Below are 16,542 nucleotides of genomic sequence, written 5' to 3' on the forward strand. Positions count from 1 at the left end.
GCAGAACCCGGGCGCCCCAAGGGCAAGCAACAAAGCGAAACAACGACGGCGGCACCGCAGCTGAGGTAATCAGCTGCGGTGCCGCCGTCGTACTTATTGCCGGATCGGCTGCCGTGCTAGCAGCAGCGGCCCTCCGGGTTGGCGTCCTGCCGGTCCATCTTGTCCCGCCAGAACTCCCGTTCGCTCATCAGCGGCGAGGTGCAGCCGGACGCGGCATGGAAGTCCGTGTACTTGCGGTAGGCGTCCTCCCCCATCACGTCACGGAAGAACCGGACGAACCCGGTCACCCCTTGGCGGACGGCGACGGCGGCACTCATGTGTGCGCCGCCCTCTTTGCGGGCCGGTCAGCCTCCGGCAGCGAGTCCCACTGGGCCATGATCTCCTTTTCGGCCGGCGTCGCCAGGAATCCGGCCGGTGCGAAGGTGCGGGACGGAACGGCCGGGTCCTCGGCGCTCGGGGCGCCGCCCGAACGGAAGGACCGGATGCTGGCAATGATGGCCGTGATGATGACAATGATCGCCAGGGTCACGAACACCACCGAGAGCGTGGTCTGGATGAGCGTGTTGCGCACCACCGCCTCCATGGCTTCCACGGTCTTGGCCGTGCCGAAGCTGGTTTTCCCGTCGGCCAGTGCCTGCTGGAAGGCCTCATGGTTGGCCCAGTAACCGACGCTCGGCACCGGCGAGAAGATCTTGTAGAACGACGCCGTGATGGTCACCACCGCAGCGAACGCCAGGGGCAGTGCCACGATCCAGAGCCACTTGAATGCGTTCTTCTTGGCGATGATTGCCATGCAGATGGCCAGCGCAATGGCGGCCAGGAGCTGGTTGGCGATGCCGAAGAGCGGGAACAGTGTATTGATGCCGCCCAGCGGGTCCGTGACCCCCATGATCAGGATCGACCCCCAGCCGGCGACCATGATTGCCGTACATATCCAGGCTCCGGGGCGCCAGGACATGTCCTTGAATTTCGGGGCCACGTTGCCGATGGTGTCCTGCAGCATGAACCGCGCCACCCGGGTACCGGCGTCGACCGCCGTGAGGATGAACAAGGCCTCGAACATGATCGCGAAGTGGTACCAGAACGCCATCATCGAAGGCCCGCCGATCAGGCTGTGCATGATCGTGGCCAGGCCGACGGCGAGGGTCGGGGCGCCGCCGGTGCGCGACACGATGGATTCCTCGCCCACGCTGGACGCCAGCGACGAGAGCATATCCGGGGTGAGGTTCACTCCGACCAGGCCCAGCCCGTTGACGAAGGCGACGGCGCCTTCCACCGTGCCGCCGGTGGCTCCGGCGGAGGAGTTCATGGCGAAGTAGATACCGCGGTCAATTGAAAGGGCGGCCACCAGCGCCATGATGGCGACGAAGGATTCCATCAGCATGCCGCCGTACCCGATGAAGCGGGTCTGGCGTTCCTTCTCCAGCATCTTCGGAGTGGTGCCGGAGGAGATCAGGGCATGGAAGCCGGACAGGGCGCCGCAGGCGATGGTGACGAAGAGGAACGGGAAGAGCGGTCCTGCCACCACCGGACCGTCGTCCCGGCTGGCGAACTCGCTGACCGCCGGAACGCTGATCTCCGGGCGGACGATGATGATGGCTACGGCCAGCATCACGATGGTGCCCACCTTCATGAAGGTGGAGAGGTAGTCGCGCGGGGCCAGCAGCAGCCAGACCGGCAGGACCGCGGCGATGAAGCCGTAGATGATGATGCCCCACGCGATGGTGGTCGGTTCCAGGGTCAGGGCGTCACCGAGCGGGGTGCCGGCAACCCAGCCGCCGGCGATGATGGCGGCGAGCAGGAGGACGAAGCCGATGATGGAGACCTCGGTGACCTTGCCGGGACGCAGGTAGCGCAGGTACACACCCATAAACAGGGCGATGGGGATGGTCATGCTCACGGAGAAGACACCCCACGGGCTTTCGGCGAGGGCGTTCACCACCACCAGGGCAAGGATGGCCACGATGATGATCATGATGACCAGGGTGGCGATCAGGGCAGCGGTGCCGCCGATGAGCCCGAGTTCATCCCGTGCCATCTGACCCAGGGAGCGCCCGCCGCGGCGCATGGAGAAGAACATCACCAGGTAGTCCTGGACGGCGCCAGCGAGCACCACGCCCACGATGATCCAGATGGTGCCGGGAAGGTAGCCCATCTGCGCGGCCAGCACCGGTCCGACGAGCGGTCCGGCGCCGGCAATGGCGGCGAAGTGGTGGCCGTAGAGGACCCGGCGGTCCGTGGCGGCGTAGTCCTTGCCGTCCGCCTTGTACTCGGCGGGGGTGGCGCGGCGGTCATTGGGCTTCAGCAGCTTCACTTCGATGAGCTTTGAATAGAAGCGGTAGCCGATGAGGTAGGTGCACACGGCGGCGAACACAAACCAGATGGCGTTCACGGTTTCGCCGCGGACTATGGCGAGCATGGTCCAGCTGAAGCCGCCCAGCAGGGCAATGCCCGCCCAAATGGCGATCTTCGCGGGTGTCCAGCGGCGGTCCTCCGCCTTGAGGACTTCCGGATCCACGGCCACCGGCGGCAGTGCCGGGTCCTGTTCCAGGACGTCGCCGTCCAGTTGCCGGTTGTCGGCCCGGCGCCGTTGGTTCTCGCTCATGATGATCCCTTTTGTCTGCGGTGGCTTGTCTGCATTGACATACGTACCGAACGGGGGCAGGGAGTGGCCCTGCACTTTGCAGATTACCAGCGCATGAGGCGGCGGTCACAGACATACGTGACGGCGGCCGCACAGGTGTGCTGCCGCCGTCGTCGTCGGGGATTCTGCCGGGCGGGAAACCGCCCGGCGGGGTGCTGGCCTAGATCGTCAGCAGGATCTTTCCCGCGTGCTGCCCGGAGTCGAAATACTCGTGCGCGGCGGCGGCCTCGCCCAGCGGGAAGGTGCGGTCCACCAGGGGGCGGATCTGGCCCGAGACCAGCAGCGGCCAGACGTATTCGCCGACCGCGGACATGATGGCGGCCTTTTCCTCCACGGGCCGGCCGCGCAGGGTGGTGCCGATGACGGCGGCGCGCTTGGTCATGAGCTGGTTCAGGTTCAACTCGGCCTTGGTGCCGCCCTGCAGCCCGATGATCACGAGGCGCCCGGCGACGGCGAGCGCGTCCAGGTTCCGCTGCAGGTATTTCGCGCCGACGACGTCGAGGATGACGTCCGCACCGTGGCCGTCGGTGGCAACGCGCACCGCCTCGACGAAGTCCTGCTCCTTGTAGTCAATGAGGACCTTCGCGCCGAGCGATTCCGCGAGTTCCAGCTTTTCGCCCGACCCTGCCGTCACCATCGGAACGGCACCGAACGCGGCAACCATCTGGATGGCCATGGTGCCGATGCCGCCCGTGGCGCCGTGGATGAGGACGTAGTCCCCCTCCTTGACTCCGGCGGCCATAAAGAGGTTGGAGAAGACGGTGGCGGCCGTTTCCGGCAGGGACGCTGCGGTGACGGCGTCGAAGCCGTCCGGGAGGGGCAGGACCTGCCCGGCGGGGACGGCAACCTGCTCGGCGTATCCGCCGCCGGTCAGGAGTGCCACCACCTCGGTTCCCACAGCGAAGCCTTCAACACCCTCGCCCAGGGCGGCAATGCGGCCGGAGACTTCCAGGCCCGGATACTCGGATGCTCCGGCGGGCACCGGGTAGTGGCCCTGGCGCTGCATCACGTCTGCGCGGTTGATGCCGGCGGCGACGACGTCGATCAGCACCTCGCCCGGTCCGGCCTCGGGAGCAGGAACATCCTGCAGTTCCAGTGCTTCCGGTCCGCCGGGTGTTCCAATAACGATGGCTTTCATGCTGTCCTTCCAGGTTTAGGGAATTTTGGTGATTTCATCCCTTCTGCCAGACTACATAGTGAGGAAGGTTGTCCGAGCGGCCGATGGAGCTGGTCTTGAAAACCAGTGTGCGGTAACCCCGTACCAAGGGTTCGAATCCCTTACCTTCCGCCAGACAACGAGAAGCGGTCCCTGATCAGGGGCCGCTTCTTGTTGTTTATAGGGCCGGGCTCTGCCGGTCGGGCGCGGATGTTTGATCCTCTTGCGGAATAGCTGCCGGTTTGGGGAACTACTGGCTGTTCATAGTGCAGTAGATGCTGCCTCTGAGCCGGTCAGACAGCATCTACTGCACCATGAATGCGCGGGCGACACAGAAGCGGCGGGCGGCGGCCCCGTCCCACCGCACCCAGCACACCCAGCCCACCTCTTTTCCGAAGCCGGTCCGCCTGGCAGCGCTCACGCTCGGTCTGGCCGCGGCGCTCACCGGATGCACCGCCGGAGACGACGACGATCATGACGAATCGGCGTCGAACACCGGAATGCACGGGGTCCCCGAACAGACCGCCGAGCGCGTGGTCCAGGTCAGCTCCGTCCATCCGGAAACCGGCATGACCCTCATCGAAGGCCCCACGTTCGGGCCCGACGGCGGCCTGTTCGTTGTCGATGTCACGGCTCCGGCCGGTGAAGCCAAGGTGATGCGGGTGGACGTGGAGGATGAGTCCGTTTCCCGCATCTACACCGAAGGCAACGGCGCCTACACCTCAGCACAGTTCAGCCCGAACGACGGCCGGATCTACCTGACGGACTTTGCCGGCGGAAAAATCGACAGCATCACCGCCGACGGCAAGGACCCCTTGACCTTCTTCGCCGGCGACGTCGACGGCTCCCCGATGCGCCCGGATGATCTGGCCTTCGACGAGGAGGGGAACCTCTTCGTCAGCGATTCCACCGGCTACGCAGATCCGGCGTGGGAGGCAAAGGGCCGGGTGGTGGAGATAGACAAGGACTCCGCGGAGGCCGCCGTCCTGGCCGAGAACCTTGCCGCCCCGAACGGCATCTCCTTCAGCGAGGACTTCAAAGCCCTGCGGGTCAGCCAGTACATGGACAACCGGATCGACTACCTGGTGCTGAACGAGGACAAAACCGAAGTCACCACCTCGCACCCCGGCATGCACTTCGACGGCGGCACCAGCCAGACGGATTCCAACGCGGTCGACGGCGACGGCAACGTCTACCAGGCAGTCCACGGCCAGCCGCGCATCTTCGTCTACAGCCCCCAGGGTGAACTCCTGTCCACCATCGCAGTCCCCGCCGAAGACCGGGAAGGCCTCACCTCGGCCACCAATATCGCCATCAAGCCCGACACCAAGAAGGCCTACCTAACGGTCAGCGGCCCTGACGGCGGCTTCATCTACGAATTCGACGCCCTGTCCACCGGCATCCGCCAATCAAACGGCGGCTAACCTCCCCCACCCCACCCAGAACAGCACGGATAAGTCGCGCACCGACAGCCGGTGACTGCACCGCTGACCACTAGGGGTGACGTGGGAGGGGTGAGCGTGCAGCCGTAGGGGCCTGGCGGAGGCGGCTTTAATATTCCAAGCGAGCTCTGCGAGCTCTGGAATTTCGTTGCCGCCGGAGCCAGGCCCCGCAGGCGACCCGGGCTGCTGGGACTGCCAGGCCCCGCAAGCGAGCGGGGCTGCCGAGACTGCCAGGCCCCGCAAGCGAGCGGGGCGTAAGGCGCAGCCGGGAAAGACTAGCCCTCAGTCACGAGCACCTCATCGATGCTTTCCTCGCGCCACTGCTTCAGCAGCCGGTGGAACACTACCGGCCCCGGACTGAAGGAGAAGCTGACGGGCGGCGGGTTGCCCTCGCGGTTGTAGTAGCCGGGCGTGCATTCCGCGGCGAACTTGCGGTTGTCCGCGGAGGTCCGCTGGATGGTTTCTCCCCAGGCCGCCTCGGCTTCCGCCGTCGGCTCGATGTACCGGGCACCCACCTCGCGTGCCCTGCCGATAACGGCGCCGATGTGGTTGGCCTGTTCCATCAGGATGTGGACAAAGTTCACGGAGTTGGCGTTCTGCAGCGAGCCGAGGTGGAACAGATTCGGGAAGCCGTGCGAGTAGAAGCCGTGCAGCGTGCGCGGACCCCGCCCCCAGGCTTCCAGGAGGGTCTGGCCGCTGCGCCCGGTCACCGGCATGGCCCCGGAGGTGACACCCGAGACGCCTACTTCAAAGCCGGTGGCGAAGATGATGCAGTCCACCTCGTATTCTTCCTCGCCCACCACGACGGTGTTTTCCGTGATGCGGGTGATGCCGCCGAAGTCCGCCGTGTCCACCAGCGTCACGTTGGGAAGATTGAACGTCTCGAGGTAGTAGTCGCTGAAGGTCGGGCGCTTGCACATGTAGCGGTACCAGGGCTTGAGCTTTTCGGCCGTTGTCGGATCGAAGACTTCCTCATCCACCCGGGCGCGGATGGAGTTCATTTTCCGGAAATCAACGAGCTCGTCGAGCCGTTCACGCTCTTCTGCCGAAACGGACTTGTCGACGGCGCCGCTGATCATCTTGCGGTGCAGCTGAGGCACCGAGGTCCAGCCGTCCCGGGTGAGGTCCTTCTCCACCGGCTCCCCGGAGACCACCGCCAGGAAATTCTCCATCCGTTCCTGCTGCCAGCCCGGCTTCAGGGAGGCGGCCCAGTCAGGGTCCGTGGGCCGGTTGTTCCGGATGTCCACCGACGACGGCGTGCGCTGGAAGACGATGAGCTGCTCGGCGTCGCGCGCCACCATGGGGATGACCTGAATGCCGGTGGCACCGGTGCCCACCACGGCCACCTTCTTGTCCGCCAGGCCGGTGAGATTGCCGAACTGGTCTCCCCCGGTGTAGCCGTAGTCCCAGCGGCTGGTGTGGAAGGTGTGCCCCTTGAAGGAGTCGATGCCGGGAATGCCCGGCAGCTTCGGCTGCGTGAGCGTTCCGGAGGAGGTGATCACGTAGCGGGCCCGGATCGAGTCCCCGCGGTCGGTGGAAACGATCCATTCGGACGCAGCTTCGTCCCAGACCAGGCTGGTGACGCGGGTGGAGAAAACGGCGTCGCGGTAGAGGTCGAAACGCTCGGCGATGGCCACGGCGTGCCGGCGGATCTCTTCCCCCGGTGCGTAGCGCTCGGTGGGTATGTAACCCACTTCTTCGAGCAGCGGCAGGTAGACGTAGGACTGGATGTCACAGCGGATGCCGGGGTAGCGGTTCCAGTACCAGGTGCCGCCGAAGTCCCCGGCTTCATCCATCATGCGGATGCTTTCGACGCCGGCCTGCCGCAGGCGCGCTCCGGTCATCAGCCCGCCGAACCCGCCGCCGATCACCAGCACCTCCACGGTGTCCGTCAATGGCTCCCGCTCGGTGCGGGGAGTGTAGGGATCTGTGGCGTAGTAGCCGAATTTTCCCTTGGCCGGCTGGTACTGGGTGGCGCCGTCCGGGCGGATCCGCCGGTCCCTTTCGGCCTTGTACTTCGCCCTCAACGCCTCGACGTCCAGGCCGTCTTCTATGCGCTCGTACGCTATGGGGGTTTGCGTGCTGCTCATGTAGTGTCCTCGCTTCGCTTGCGCGTTCCCGTGACCCAGGGCAGAGCGGGAGGACTACGACGCCGGTGCGCTCGGAGTCCGTCTCACTCCGAACTGCAGCCGCGGGGACGCCGGTATATCTCAAAAACCGATAAACGGTTAGCCTCACCCTAACTAATTTGGCTGAGGGTTCGCTGACCTCTGTGTTTGCCGACACGTCCGGGGCCATTACGGTGAACTAATGACCGACGGAAGCAATGAGCAGCAGGAGCGCGAACGCGTGCTGCTGAGTCTCGAAGAACTGGCCGATTCCCTGCAGTCGACGGCCCTGCCGGGCTTCCTCGATCCGTTGCTGTCCACGGACCTGACGGTGCGCCAGTTGAAGGTCCTAACCGTTCTTGTCACCGCCGAGGAGGGTGCCACCGGCCGGGGCCTCTCGGAGTCCTTCGGTGTTTCCATGGCGTCCATGTCCGGCCTGATTGACCGGCTCGTTGCCCAGGGCGTAGCTATCCGCTCGGAGGATCCCCGCGATGCCCGGGTCCGCCGGGTGAAGGCGACACCGCTGGGACGGACGGTGGTGCGCCGGCTCGTGGCCGGACGCCCCGAGCTGAATTTCGATATCCTCTCGCGGTTGTCGATCGATGACCTGCACGCGCTTGAACAGGGCATGCGTGCCGTCCATGCCGAGATAGGCCGTGGGGCGGACGCCAAGAAATGAAGACGCTGCCGCCGCGCCTTATCACCGCGGCCAACCGGTTGGTCCAGGCGGCAAGCCTCATGGCACTGGCCTATCTCCTCCGCATGCTCCAAGACGGCGGAACCCTGTTTTACCTCGGGGCGGGAATCGGCACCGGCCAGTTGATAGTGGTTGCACTGGCGGCGGCCTGGTGTTTCTTCCTCGGAGCTTCCTGGACACTCGTTCCCTGGTTCAGCGGCCTCTTTCGCCATGTCATTCTGCGTCGGGGCGCCGGCTTCCTCGGCGGCAGCATCACCTGCGCATGGTTGCTCCTCCTTGCTGGATATGGATTCCTCACCCTTGTCTTCTCCGGGCCCGGCTACCAAAGAATCTCAGCGCCGGCGGGAGAGCACACACTGCTGATCAACAACCAGAGCATTTTGTTGATCGGCTCGCATGCCGTCTACGAACAGGTGCAAGGCCCGGTCTACGAATACCGGGACCAGGTGTTGACCGATGACGGCTACGATCCGTTCAGTGGCGGAGCCTTTTCCGTGCAGTGGGGTGAAAAAACCGCAACGATTTCCTTCGCGGTGTATTCGCAGGGCGAGGACGGCAATGCGGGCGACCGAAGCGGCCGGGCAGTCATTCCCCTCGGGACCAGGTGACCCGGACCCGCCCGGCCCCGTCCGCGGGAAGCACAGTAAACAGGGCAGGTTCCGGAAAACCCCGCTCCGCGAAGGCCGCCAGCACCGCCGCACGGACCCGTTCCTCCTCCTCCTGCCGGACCAAGGCAATGGCCGAGCCGCCGAATCCCCCGCCGGTCATCCGGGCACCAAGCGCACCGGCGGCGAGCGCCGTGTCCACGGCCAGGTCCAGCTCCGGGCAGGACACCTCGAAATCATCCCGCAGCGAGGCGTGGGAGGCGGTCAGCAGGGTCCCGATGCCGCCGACGTCGTCCGCCCGCAACTGCCGCACAACCTGCAGCACGCGTTCGTTCTCCCCAAGCACGTGCCGCACCCGCCGCCGGGTTTCCGCATCCAGCCCGTCCAGGGAAGTGCCGGCAGGCACCTCCCGCAGCGACGCCGCGCCCAGCGCCGCCGCGCCGCGTTCGCAGGACGAGCGCCGGGCGCTGTAGCCGCCGTCGGCGTGGCTGTGGACCACCCGCGTATCGATGACCAGCACTTCCAGTCCGTGCCGGGCCAGGGGCAGCGGCACGGTTTCGGAGTCCAGGCTGCGGCAGTCCAGGAACAGCGCGCTGCCCGCCTGTCCCATCAACGACGCCGACTGGTCCATGATGCCGGTGGGCGCACCGACGAATTCATTCTCGGCGTACTGGGTCAGCCGGGCCATCCGGGGCCGGTCCAGGCCCAGCTCCAGCAGCTCGTTCAGCGCCACGGTCACCGCCACTTCCACGGCGTGCGAAGAGGACAGGCCAGCTCCTACCGGCACGGTGGAATCCAACAGCAGGTCAAACCCGGGGACAGCGGCCCCGGCGCTGTGCACCAGCGCGTACACCACTCCCGCCGGATAGGCCGCCCAGCCGCCAACCCCGCCCGGCTCCAGCCCACCGATGGAGAACAGCGCACGGGACAACGCCTCACCGTCCGGAGCATAGGTGGAGGCGAGGCGTACGACGTCGGCCTCCGCCTCCGGTTCGGAGTCCGGCCGGCGCAGCCGCACGGCCACGAGGGCACTGCGGTCAATGGCAAACGGCAGGACGAAGCCGTTGTTGTAGTCCGTGTGTTCCCCGATCAGGTTCACCCGCCCGGGCGCCCGCCACACGCCGTCGGGCTCGGCGCCGTACACCTCGGCAAAGCGCCGGGACAGGTTCTCCGCCCGGGTCTGCACCGGCGGAACCGGCGCGTTCATATACGCACCTCCCGAAGACGGGCGGCGGTCTGCTCCGCGGTGGTGTCGTTGATGAAGGCACCCATCGCCGCTTCGGAGCCGGCCAGGAACTTCAGTTTGTCCGCGGCACGGCGGGGGCTGGTCAGCTGCAGGTGCAGCCAGCCGGCCTCCCGGTCAGCGGCATTGACCGGCGTCTGGTGCCAGGCGGAGATGTACGGAGTGGGAGTGTCATACAGTCCGTCCACCCGCTGCAGCAGTTCCAGGTAGACAGCAGCGAGCTCGTCGCGTTCCTCCCCGGTGAGCGCGGCCAGGTCCGGGACCTGGCGATGCGGCACCAGATGGATCTCCAGCGGCCAGCGCGCTGCGTAGGGCACATACGCGGAGAAGTGCCTTCCTGCCAGGACCATGCGGTCCCCGGACTCGGACTCGTCCCTGAGCAGCTCACCCATCAGCGCACGGCCATGCTCGGACAGGTGCCGCCGGGAGCGCTGGGCCAGCCGGGCGGCATGGGGCGCGGCATACGGATAGGCATAGATCTGCCCGTGCGGGTGGTGCAGCGTGACGCCGATGTCCCGGCCCCGGTTCTCGAAAGGAAACACGTGCGCGATGCCCGGCAGGGCCGAGAGTTCCCCGGTACGCTGCGCCCAGGCCTCGACCACGGTGCGGGCGCGGGTATAGGGCAGCGAAGCGAAGGAGCCGTTGTGCTCCGGGGTGAAGACCACAACCTCGCAGCGGCCGAACGCCGGCGAGGGGCGCCCCCACAGTGCACGTTCATCCGCTGTCCCGCCCGGTTCCGGCAGGATGCCAAGCCCCGGCCCCAGGGAGGGGAAACGGTTCTCGAAGACTACGACGTCGAAATCCTCCGCCGGGATTTCCGACATCCGTTCCGGACGGGTGGGGCACAGGGGGCACTGGTCGGCGGGCGGCAGGTAGGTCCGGGCCTGGCGGTGGGCGGCCACTGCCACCCACTCCCCGGTTAGCCGGTCGAAGCGCACTTCCCCGTCGCCGGAACGGGAATCCAGCGGACGGGCATCCACGACCGTTTCCACCGGTTGCCCGCCGCGGTCGGTGAAGAACAGCGACTCACGGCCGTCGGCGAGCCGGTGCCGGCGGTGGACGATCGGCTGCACAGCCGCACCGGAATCAGCAGCAGCAGGAAACTGGCCGGACACGTATTCGTCTCCTCTTCGACGGCTTGGAACTCTCTTAACGTTCACTACGACGATAAGGGCCCGCGCCGTCCTGGCCGAGCAGGCAGAGGGACTTCATTTCGACCGTAGGATGTACGCGTGGTTCCTGGTCGCCATGGGGGTGCGCCGCCACGCTGCATGAGGAGAAACGTCATGAATTCCGCAAAGACTGCCCGCGCTCGGGGCCTGGTCCTTCCAGTCCTGCTCGCCGGCCTGCTGACGGGTTGCGCGGGCATGCTCGGTTCGGACGGCACAGGCTACGCCGATCTCAAGGCCGGGGATTGCTTTACCAACCCCAGCACCGAGTCGGGTGCGGAGAACGAGGAGGTCGTCGAGGTTGTAGAGGTCGACCTCATCCCCTGCGACGAACCGCACCGGCAGGAGGTGTTCTTCGTGTCTGAAATGTCTGGCGGGGACTACCCCGGGGAGGGGATCCTCGATCTCAACGCCAAGCACGTTTGTACCGAGGAGTTCGAGGGTTACGTTGGCAGCACCGTCGAGGAAACGACGCTGATTGCGGGTTACATCATCCCGACCCCGGAGTCCTGGGACCAGGAGAATGACCGGGCAATCATGTGCACGCTCGGGGACACGACGGGCGAGGAAGTGTCCGAATCCTACAAGGACTCGGGCCTCTGACTTCGAAGCCTCCAACACAGGAGCGCCGTCAGCCATCAGGGCCGGCGGCGCTCCTGTGTTACTCCTGCGTAACTGATGGCGTGAGTGGGGGCGCAAGACCGTACACTGTGCTGGCGATCACTTTTCCGCCTCCTCGGGGGACGCGGCGGAACCTTCCCGGCTCGTGCATTGACGGACGACACCGGAGGGACACCTGTTCGTAACCTGCCCCACCTAGCATCACCCTCGTAATCACTCGCTGCATTCCCTGCCGCCGTACCCGGCGGCCTTTACCTGTCGGCCCGCACGGCCGACCAAGGAGTATGAGGCATGAGACCTTTCCCCTGGAAAGCTGCGCTCGGAACCGCCCTGTCGGCCGGCCTGCTCGCCGCGCCGCTGACCGCGTTCCCGGCCTACGCCCAGGACGGCGACGCCGCCGTTCCCGGCATCATTATCAATGAGGCATATCTGTCCGGCGGCAGCGCCAACGCCCCGTTCAACACAAAGTTCGTCGAACTGTACAACCCCACCAGTGAACCGGTGAGCCTGGACGGCTGGTCCCTCCAGTACCGGGCGGCGAGCGCCACCGCGGCTCCCACTGGCATCGGCACCCTCTCCGGCAGCATCGCTCCGGGCGGGTACTACCTGGTTTCCGGCGCCAGCAACGGCACCACCGGCGCCGCCCTCCCGAACGCTGACGCCACCATCGGTGCCAGCTTCGCCGGAGGCGGCGGCACCCTGATCCTCTCGAACCAGGGCACCCGTATCGATCCCCTGCCCACCGGCTCGGTCATCGGCGCTCCCGGCGTGGTGGACCTGGTTGGCTATGGCACCTCCAACACGTTCGAGACCGCAGGCGCGGCCGCACCGGCCGGCAACTCGGATCCGAAGTCGCTGAACCGCGCCGGGTTCGCAGATTCGAACAACAACGCCGCCGACTTCACCCTCAGCACATCGGTCACTCCCACGTCTTCGGCCGGCACGGCTCCCACCGAGCCCGCCCCGGTACCGACGCCCACACCCACGACGCCGGTACCGGTGCCGGTTCCGGGCGACGCGGTTCCGATCTCCGAAATCCAGGGCACCGGCGCGGCCAGCCCGCTGATCGGCCAGACGGTCACAACCCGCGGCAAGGTCACGGGTGTCTACGCCACCGGCGGCTTCAACGGCTACTACCTCCAGACCCCGGGTACCGGCGGTGACATCAACCCGGCCACGCACACCGCATCGGAAGGCATCTTCATCTTCTCCGCGGCAACTGCAGGCCAGGTGGCCGCCGGCGACTACGTCGAGGTCACCGGTACCGTAGGCGAGTACTACAACCTCACGCAGCTCACCGTCGCCGACGGCGCCATGACAAAGCTCAGCGACGCGGCGCCCGAGGTCAAGCCCGCCGCCGTAGCCTGGCCGGCAACCGAGGAACAGCGCGAGACCTTCGAAGGCATGCTGCTGGCGCCTCAGGGCGAGTTCACCGTCACCGATAACTTCTCGCTGAACCAGTACGCTGAAATCGGCCTCGCCGCCGGCAATTCTCCGCTTGTCCAGCCGACCGCTGTCGCTGCCGTCGGGACCCCGGAACACGCCGCCGTCGTGGCGGACAACGCTGCCCGTGCCGTAAAGCTCGACGACGGCGCCAGCACCAACTTCCTCAACGCCGCCAACCAGGGCACGCCCCTGCCCTACCTGACACCGGAAAACCCGGTTCGAGTGGGCGCCGCAGCCACCTTCAGCACCGGCGTGATCCTGGACTTCCGCAACAGTGCCTGGAAATTCCAGCCGTTGACCGAACTGACGCAGGCCAACGCGGCCACCGCCACGCCGGCGTCGTTCACCAACACCCGCACCGCGGCGCCCGAGAGCGTGGGCGGCAACCTGAAGCTCGCGTCCTTCAACGTGCTGAACTACTTCACCACCACGGGTGACACACTGTCCGGCTGCACCTTCTACAAGAACCGCAGCGGCGAACCCGTGACCGTCAACGGAGGCTGCGACGCCCGCGGCGCCGCCAACGCGGCGAACCTGGAACGCCAGCAGGCCAAGATCGTGGCCGCGATCAACGCTCTGGGCGCCGACGTCGTCTCGCTCATGGAGGTGGAGAACTCCGCCGCCTTCGGCAAGGACCGCGACGATGCCCTGTCCCGCCTCGTGGCGGCCTTGAACGCGCAGGCGCCGGGAACCTGGGACTACGTCCGCTCCCCCGCGGACCTTCCCGCTGATGAAGACGTGATCCGCTCCGCCTTCATTTACCGCACCGGAACCGCCGAGCCCGTCGGCGAATCCACCATCCTGGACAACGAAGCGGTCTTCTCCAACGCCCGCGAACCGCTGGCCCAGGCCTTCCGCCCCGCCGGCGGCGAAGACGGCACGGAAATCCTCGCCGTCACCAACCACTTCAAGTCCAAGGGGTCAGCGCCCGCCTCCGGCGAGAATGCCGACACCGGCCAGGGCGGCTGGAACGCAGACCGCGTCCGCCAGGCGCAGGCACTGGTGGAGTTCGCCGGAACCGAGTCGGAAGCGGCCGGTACGGACAAAGTGTTCCTGCTGGGCGATTTCAATGCCTACCACGCGGAGGATCCCATCAAGGTGCTGGTTGACGCCGGCTACATTGACCTCGGCGCAACCACAGGCAAGCACTCCTACGCCTTCGGCGGGACCGTCGGCAGCCTGGACCACATCCTGGCCTCCCCGGCAGCCAATGAAGCTGTCACCGGCACGGATATCTGGAACATCAACTCCGTGGAGTCGGTGGCCTTCGAATACAGCCGCTACAACTACAACGCCACCGATTTCTACGCACCGGATCCCTACCGGGCCTCGGACCATGACCCGATCCTCGTCGGCATGGACCTGACCGCCGAAGGTACGGACACCTCCACGCTGAACCTGCTGAACATCAATGACTTCCACGGACGGATTGACGCCAACACGGTGCCGTTCGCCGGAACCGTTGAGGAACTGAAGGCCGGCGCACCGGAGGGCAGCTCACTGTTCCTCTCCGCCGGCGACAACATCGGCGCGTCCCTGTTCGCTTCCTCGGCGCAGCAGGACCAGCCCACCATCGATGTGCTGAACGCCCTCGGGCTGCAGGCCTCGGCGGTCGGCAACCACGAGTTCGACGGCGGTTTCGCGGACCTCACCGGCCGCGTCGACGCAGCCGCGCAGTTCCCCTACCTGGGCGCCAACGTCTACACCAAGGGCACCACCACACCTGCGCTGCAGGAGTACGAGATCATCGACGTCAACGGAGTGGATGTCGCCGTCATCGGTGCCATCACCCAGGAGACCGCAAGCCTGGTCAGCCCGGGCGGAATCAGCAACCTGGACTTCGGTGATCCGGTGGAAGCGGTCAACCGCGTAGCCGCACAGTTGGTGGAGCAGGACCTCGCCGACGTGATCATCGCCGAATACCACGAGGGTGCCGGCAGCGGCACTCCCGACGGCGCCAACCTGGATCAGGAACTGGCTGCCGGAGGTGCCTTCGCGGAGATCGTGAATGACACCACCCCGCTGGTCGATGCCATCTACACCGGGCACACGCACAAGCAGTACGCCTGGGATGCAGCCATTCCCGGCGGCGACGGCAAAACCCGTCCCGTGGTGCAGACCGGTTCCTACGGTGAATTCATCGGCCAGATCCGGCTCGAATACAACGAAGAAACCGACGAAGTGACGTCCTACACCGCAGCCAACGTGGCCCGCACCAAGACGGCCGCACCGGAACTGGTAGCCGCCTACCCGGCCGTGGCCGAGGTAAAGCGGATTGTCGACGCCGCCCTGGCCTACTCGGCCGAGGTGGGCAACGAGCCCGTCGGCTCCGTCACCGCGGACATCACCTCGGCCTTCGTGGGCACTGCCCGCGATGACCGCAGCTCCGAATCCACCCTCGGCGGACTGGTGGCCGACTCGCTCCTGTCCACCCTCGCGGCCCCCGAACGCGGCGGCGCCGAAATCGGCGTGACCAACCCGGGCGGCCTGCGCGCCGAGCTTTACTACGGCGAGGACGGCGTCATTACCTACGCCGAGGCCAACGCGGTCCTGCCCTTCGTCAACAACCTCTGGACCACCACGCTGACCGGTGCCCAGCTGAAGACGATGCTGGAGCAGCAGTGGCAGCCGGAAGGCAGTTCACGTGCCTTCCTGGCCCTCGGCCTTTCCGACAACATCACCTACACCTTCGACCCGGACCAGCCCCGCGGCTCACGGATCCAGAGCATCACCATCAACGGTGCCGCCATGGACCCGGCCCGCGACTACCGGGTGGGTACGTTCAGCTTCCTGGCCCAGGGCGGAGATAACTTCACCGTCTTCCAGGAAGGCACGGACACCCGCGACACCGGTCTGGTGGACCGCGACGCCTGGATCAGTTACATCTCGGCGAACAGTCCCCTGTCCCCCGACTTTGCCCGTCAGGGCGTAGTCGTGAAGGGTGCACCCACCACGGTCAAGGCAGGCACGGCAGCGACGTTCACCGTCGGCCAGCTGGACCTGACCTCGCTCGGCAGTCCTGCCAACACCTCGCTGGCAGTCAGCTTCGTGAATGCTGCCGGGACCTCCACGGCCCTGGGCACGGTACCGGTCAGCGCCGGTTCCGCCACAGTTACCGCGACGGTTCCCGCCTCGGCTTCCGGCGCCGGATCCCTGGTGCTGACGGCTGCTGAATCCGGCACCACGGTGACCTTGCCGGTCACGGTCGAGAAGGCTGCGGCGCCGGCCCCTGTCTGCAAGGCGCCTGTCGCTCCGAAGCAGTGGTGGGACGTGCGCGGCTGGGTCCGCTACGCCTACGAACTGGCGCAGTACGTTCTGTGCCTGGCCGGGCGGAAGTAACCGCCTGACAAAGTGATGACAGAAGCGGCGCCCCGGGGGTAAACCGGGGGGCGGGGCTGTGCTGGTGTCGGG

Annotated in this window: 11 protein-coding genes and 1 tRNA gene; 6 read left to right on the top strand and 6 right to left on the bottom strand. The window is 66.5% G+C overall.

Translation table 11 applies throughout. The features are described 5' to 3' along the window. Positions 1–116: 116 nt before the first annotated feature. The 3 genes from LOC56_RS14210 to LOC56_RS14220 all read right to left on the bottom strand — a co-directional run bounded on the left by LOC56_RS14210 (position 117) and on the right by LOC56_RS14220 (position 3,782). Positions 117–317 (bottom strand): YbdD/YjiX family protein, encoded by a 201-nt coding sequence (locus LOC56_RS14210; protein ID WP_227923896.1) that lies wholly within the window; start codon positions 315–317, stop codon positions 117–119. Beyond that, positions 314–2,605, bottom strand: coding sequence for a carbon starvation CstA family protein (locus tag LOC56_RS14215; RefSeq protein ID WP_229952933.1), 2,292 nt, complete (start codon positions 2,603–2,605; stop codon positions 314–316). The genes LOC56_RS14210 and LOC56_RS14215 overlap by 4 nt, the downstream gene beginning before the upstream one ends. Positions 2,606–2,804: 199 nt before the next feature. Then, positions 2,805–3,782: an NAD(P)H-quinone oxidoreductase gene (locus LOC56_RS14220; protein WP_229952934.1), complete on the bottom strand. Its 978-nt coding sequence runs from the start codon at positions 3,780–3,782 to the stop codon at positions 2,805–2,807. Between the two features lie 62 nt (positions 3,783–3,844). On the opposite strand from LOC56_RS14220, the gene LOC56_RS14225 reads away from it, so the two are divergent. Further along, positions 3,845–3,935, top strand: a tRNA-Ser gene (locus LOC56_RS14225). A 140-nt stretch (positions 3,936–4,075) separates the two neighbouring features. After that, positions 4,076–5,224 (top strand): SMP-30/gluconolactonase/LRE family protein, encoded by a 1,149-nt coding sequence (locus LOC56_RS14230; protein ID WP_229952935.1) that lies wholly within the window; start codon positions 4,076–4,078, stop codon positions 5,222–5,224. 293 nt (positions 5,225–5,517) lie between these two features. Here LOC56_RS14230 and LOC56_RS14235 read toward each other — a convergent pair whose 3' ends face one another. Next, positions 5,518–7,332 (bottom strand): flavin-containing monooxygenase, encoded by a 1,815-nt coding sequence (locus LOC56_RS14235; RefSeq protein WP_229952936.1) that lies wholly within the window; start codon positions 7,330–7,332, stop codon positions 5,518–5,520. A 220-nt stretch (positions 7,333–7,552) separates the two neighbouring features. Here LOC56_RS14235 and LOC56_RS14240 point away from each other — a divergent pair, with 220 nt between their 5' ends. Both LOC56_RS14240 and LOC56_RS14245 read left to right on the top strand, forming a co-directional pair. Next, positions 7,553–8,029: a MarR family winged helix-turn-helix transcriptional regulator gene (locus LOC56_RS14240; RefSeq protein WP_229952937.1), complete on the top strand. Its 477-nt coding sequence runs from the start codon at positions 7,553–7,555 to the stop codon at positions 8,027–8,029. Next, positions 8,026–8,655, top strand: coding sequence for a hypothetical protein (locus tag LOC56_RS14245; protein ID WP_229952938.1), 630 nt, complete (start codon positions 8,026–8,028; stop codon positions 8,653–8,655). Before LOC56_RS14240 ends, LOC56_RS14245 begins: the two co-directional genes overlap by 4 nt. Here LOC56_RS14245 and galK read toward each other — a convergent pair. Together galK and galT are read right to left on the bottom strand one after the other, a co-directional pair. Continuing rightward, positions 8,633–9,859 carry a galactokinase gene (gene galK, locus LOC56_RS14250; RefSeq protein WP_229952939.1) on the bottom strand — a complete coding sequence of 409 codons (1,227 nt, stop codon included), beginning with the start codon at positions 9,857–9,859 and terminating at the stop codon, positions 8,633–8,635. The two genes, LOC56_RS14245 and galK, sit on opposite strands and share 23 nt — an antisense overlap. Next, complete coding sequence (galT, locus tag LOC56_RS14255; protein ID WP_442860109.1) at positions 9,856–10,959, bottom strand: galactose-1-phosphate uridylyltransferase; 1,104 nt, start codon at positions 10,957–10,959, stop codon at positions 9,856–9,858. The genes galK and galT overlap by 4 nt, the downstream gene beginning before the upstream one ends. Positions 10,960–11,181: 222 nt before the next feature. Between galT and LOC56_RS14260 the strand changes: the two genes are divergently transcribed. Both LOC56_RS14260 and LOC56_RS14265 read left to right on the top strand, forming a co-directional pair. Then, positions 11,182–11,667, top strand: coding sequence for a septum formation family protein (locus LOC56_RS14260; RefSeq protein ID WP_229952940.1), 486 nt, complete (start codon positions 11,182–11,184; stop codon positions 11,665–11,667). Positions 11,668–11,976: 309 nt separating this feature from the next. Next, positions 11,977–16,470, top strand: a complete 4,494-nt coding sequence (locus tag LOC56_RS14265; protein WP_229952941.1) for an ExeM/NucH family extracellular endonuclease — start codon at positions 11,977–11,979, stop codon at positions 16,468–16,470. Positions 16,471–16,542 lie beyond the last annotated feature (72 nt).

This window comes from Arthrobacter sp. zg-Y179 (genome assembly GCF_020907345.1).
GTDB classification, from domain to species: domain Bacteria; phylum Actinomycetota; class Actinomycetes; order Actinomycetales; family Micrococcaceae; genus Arthrobacter_B; species Arthrobacter_B jinronghuae.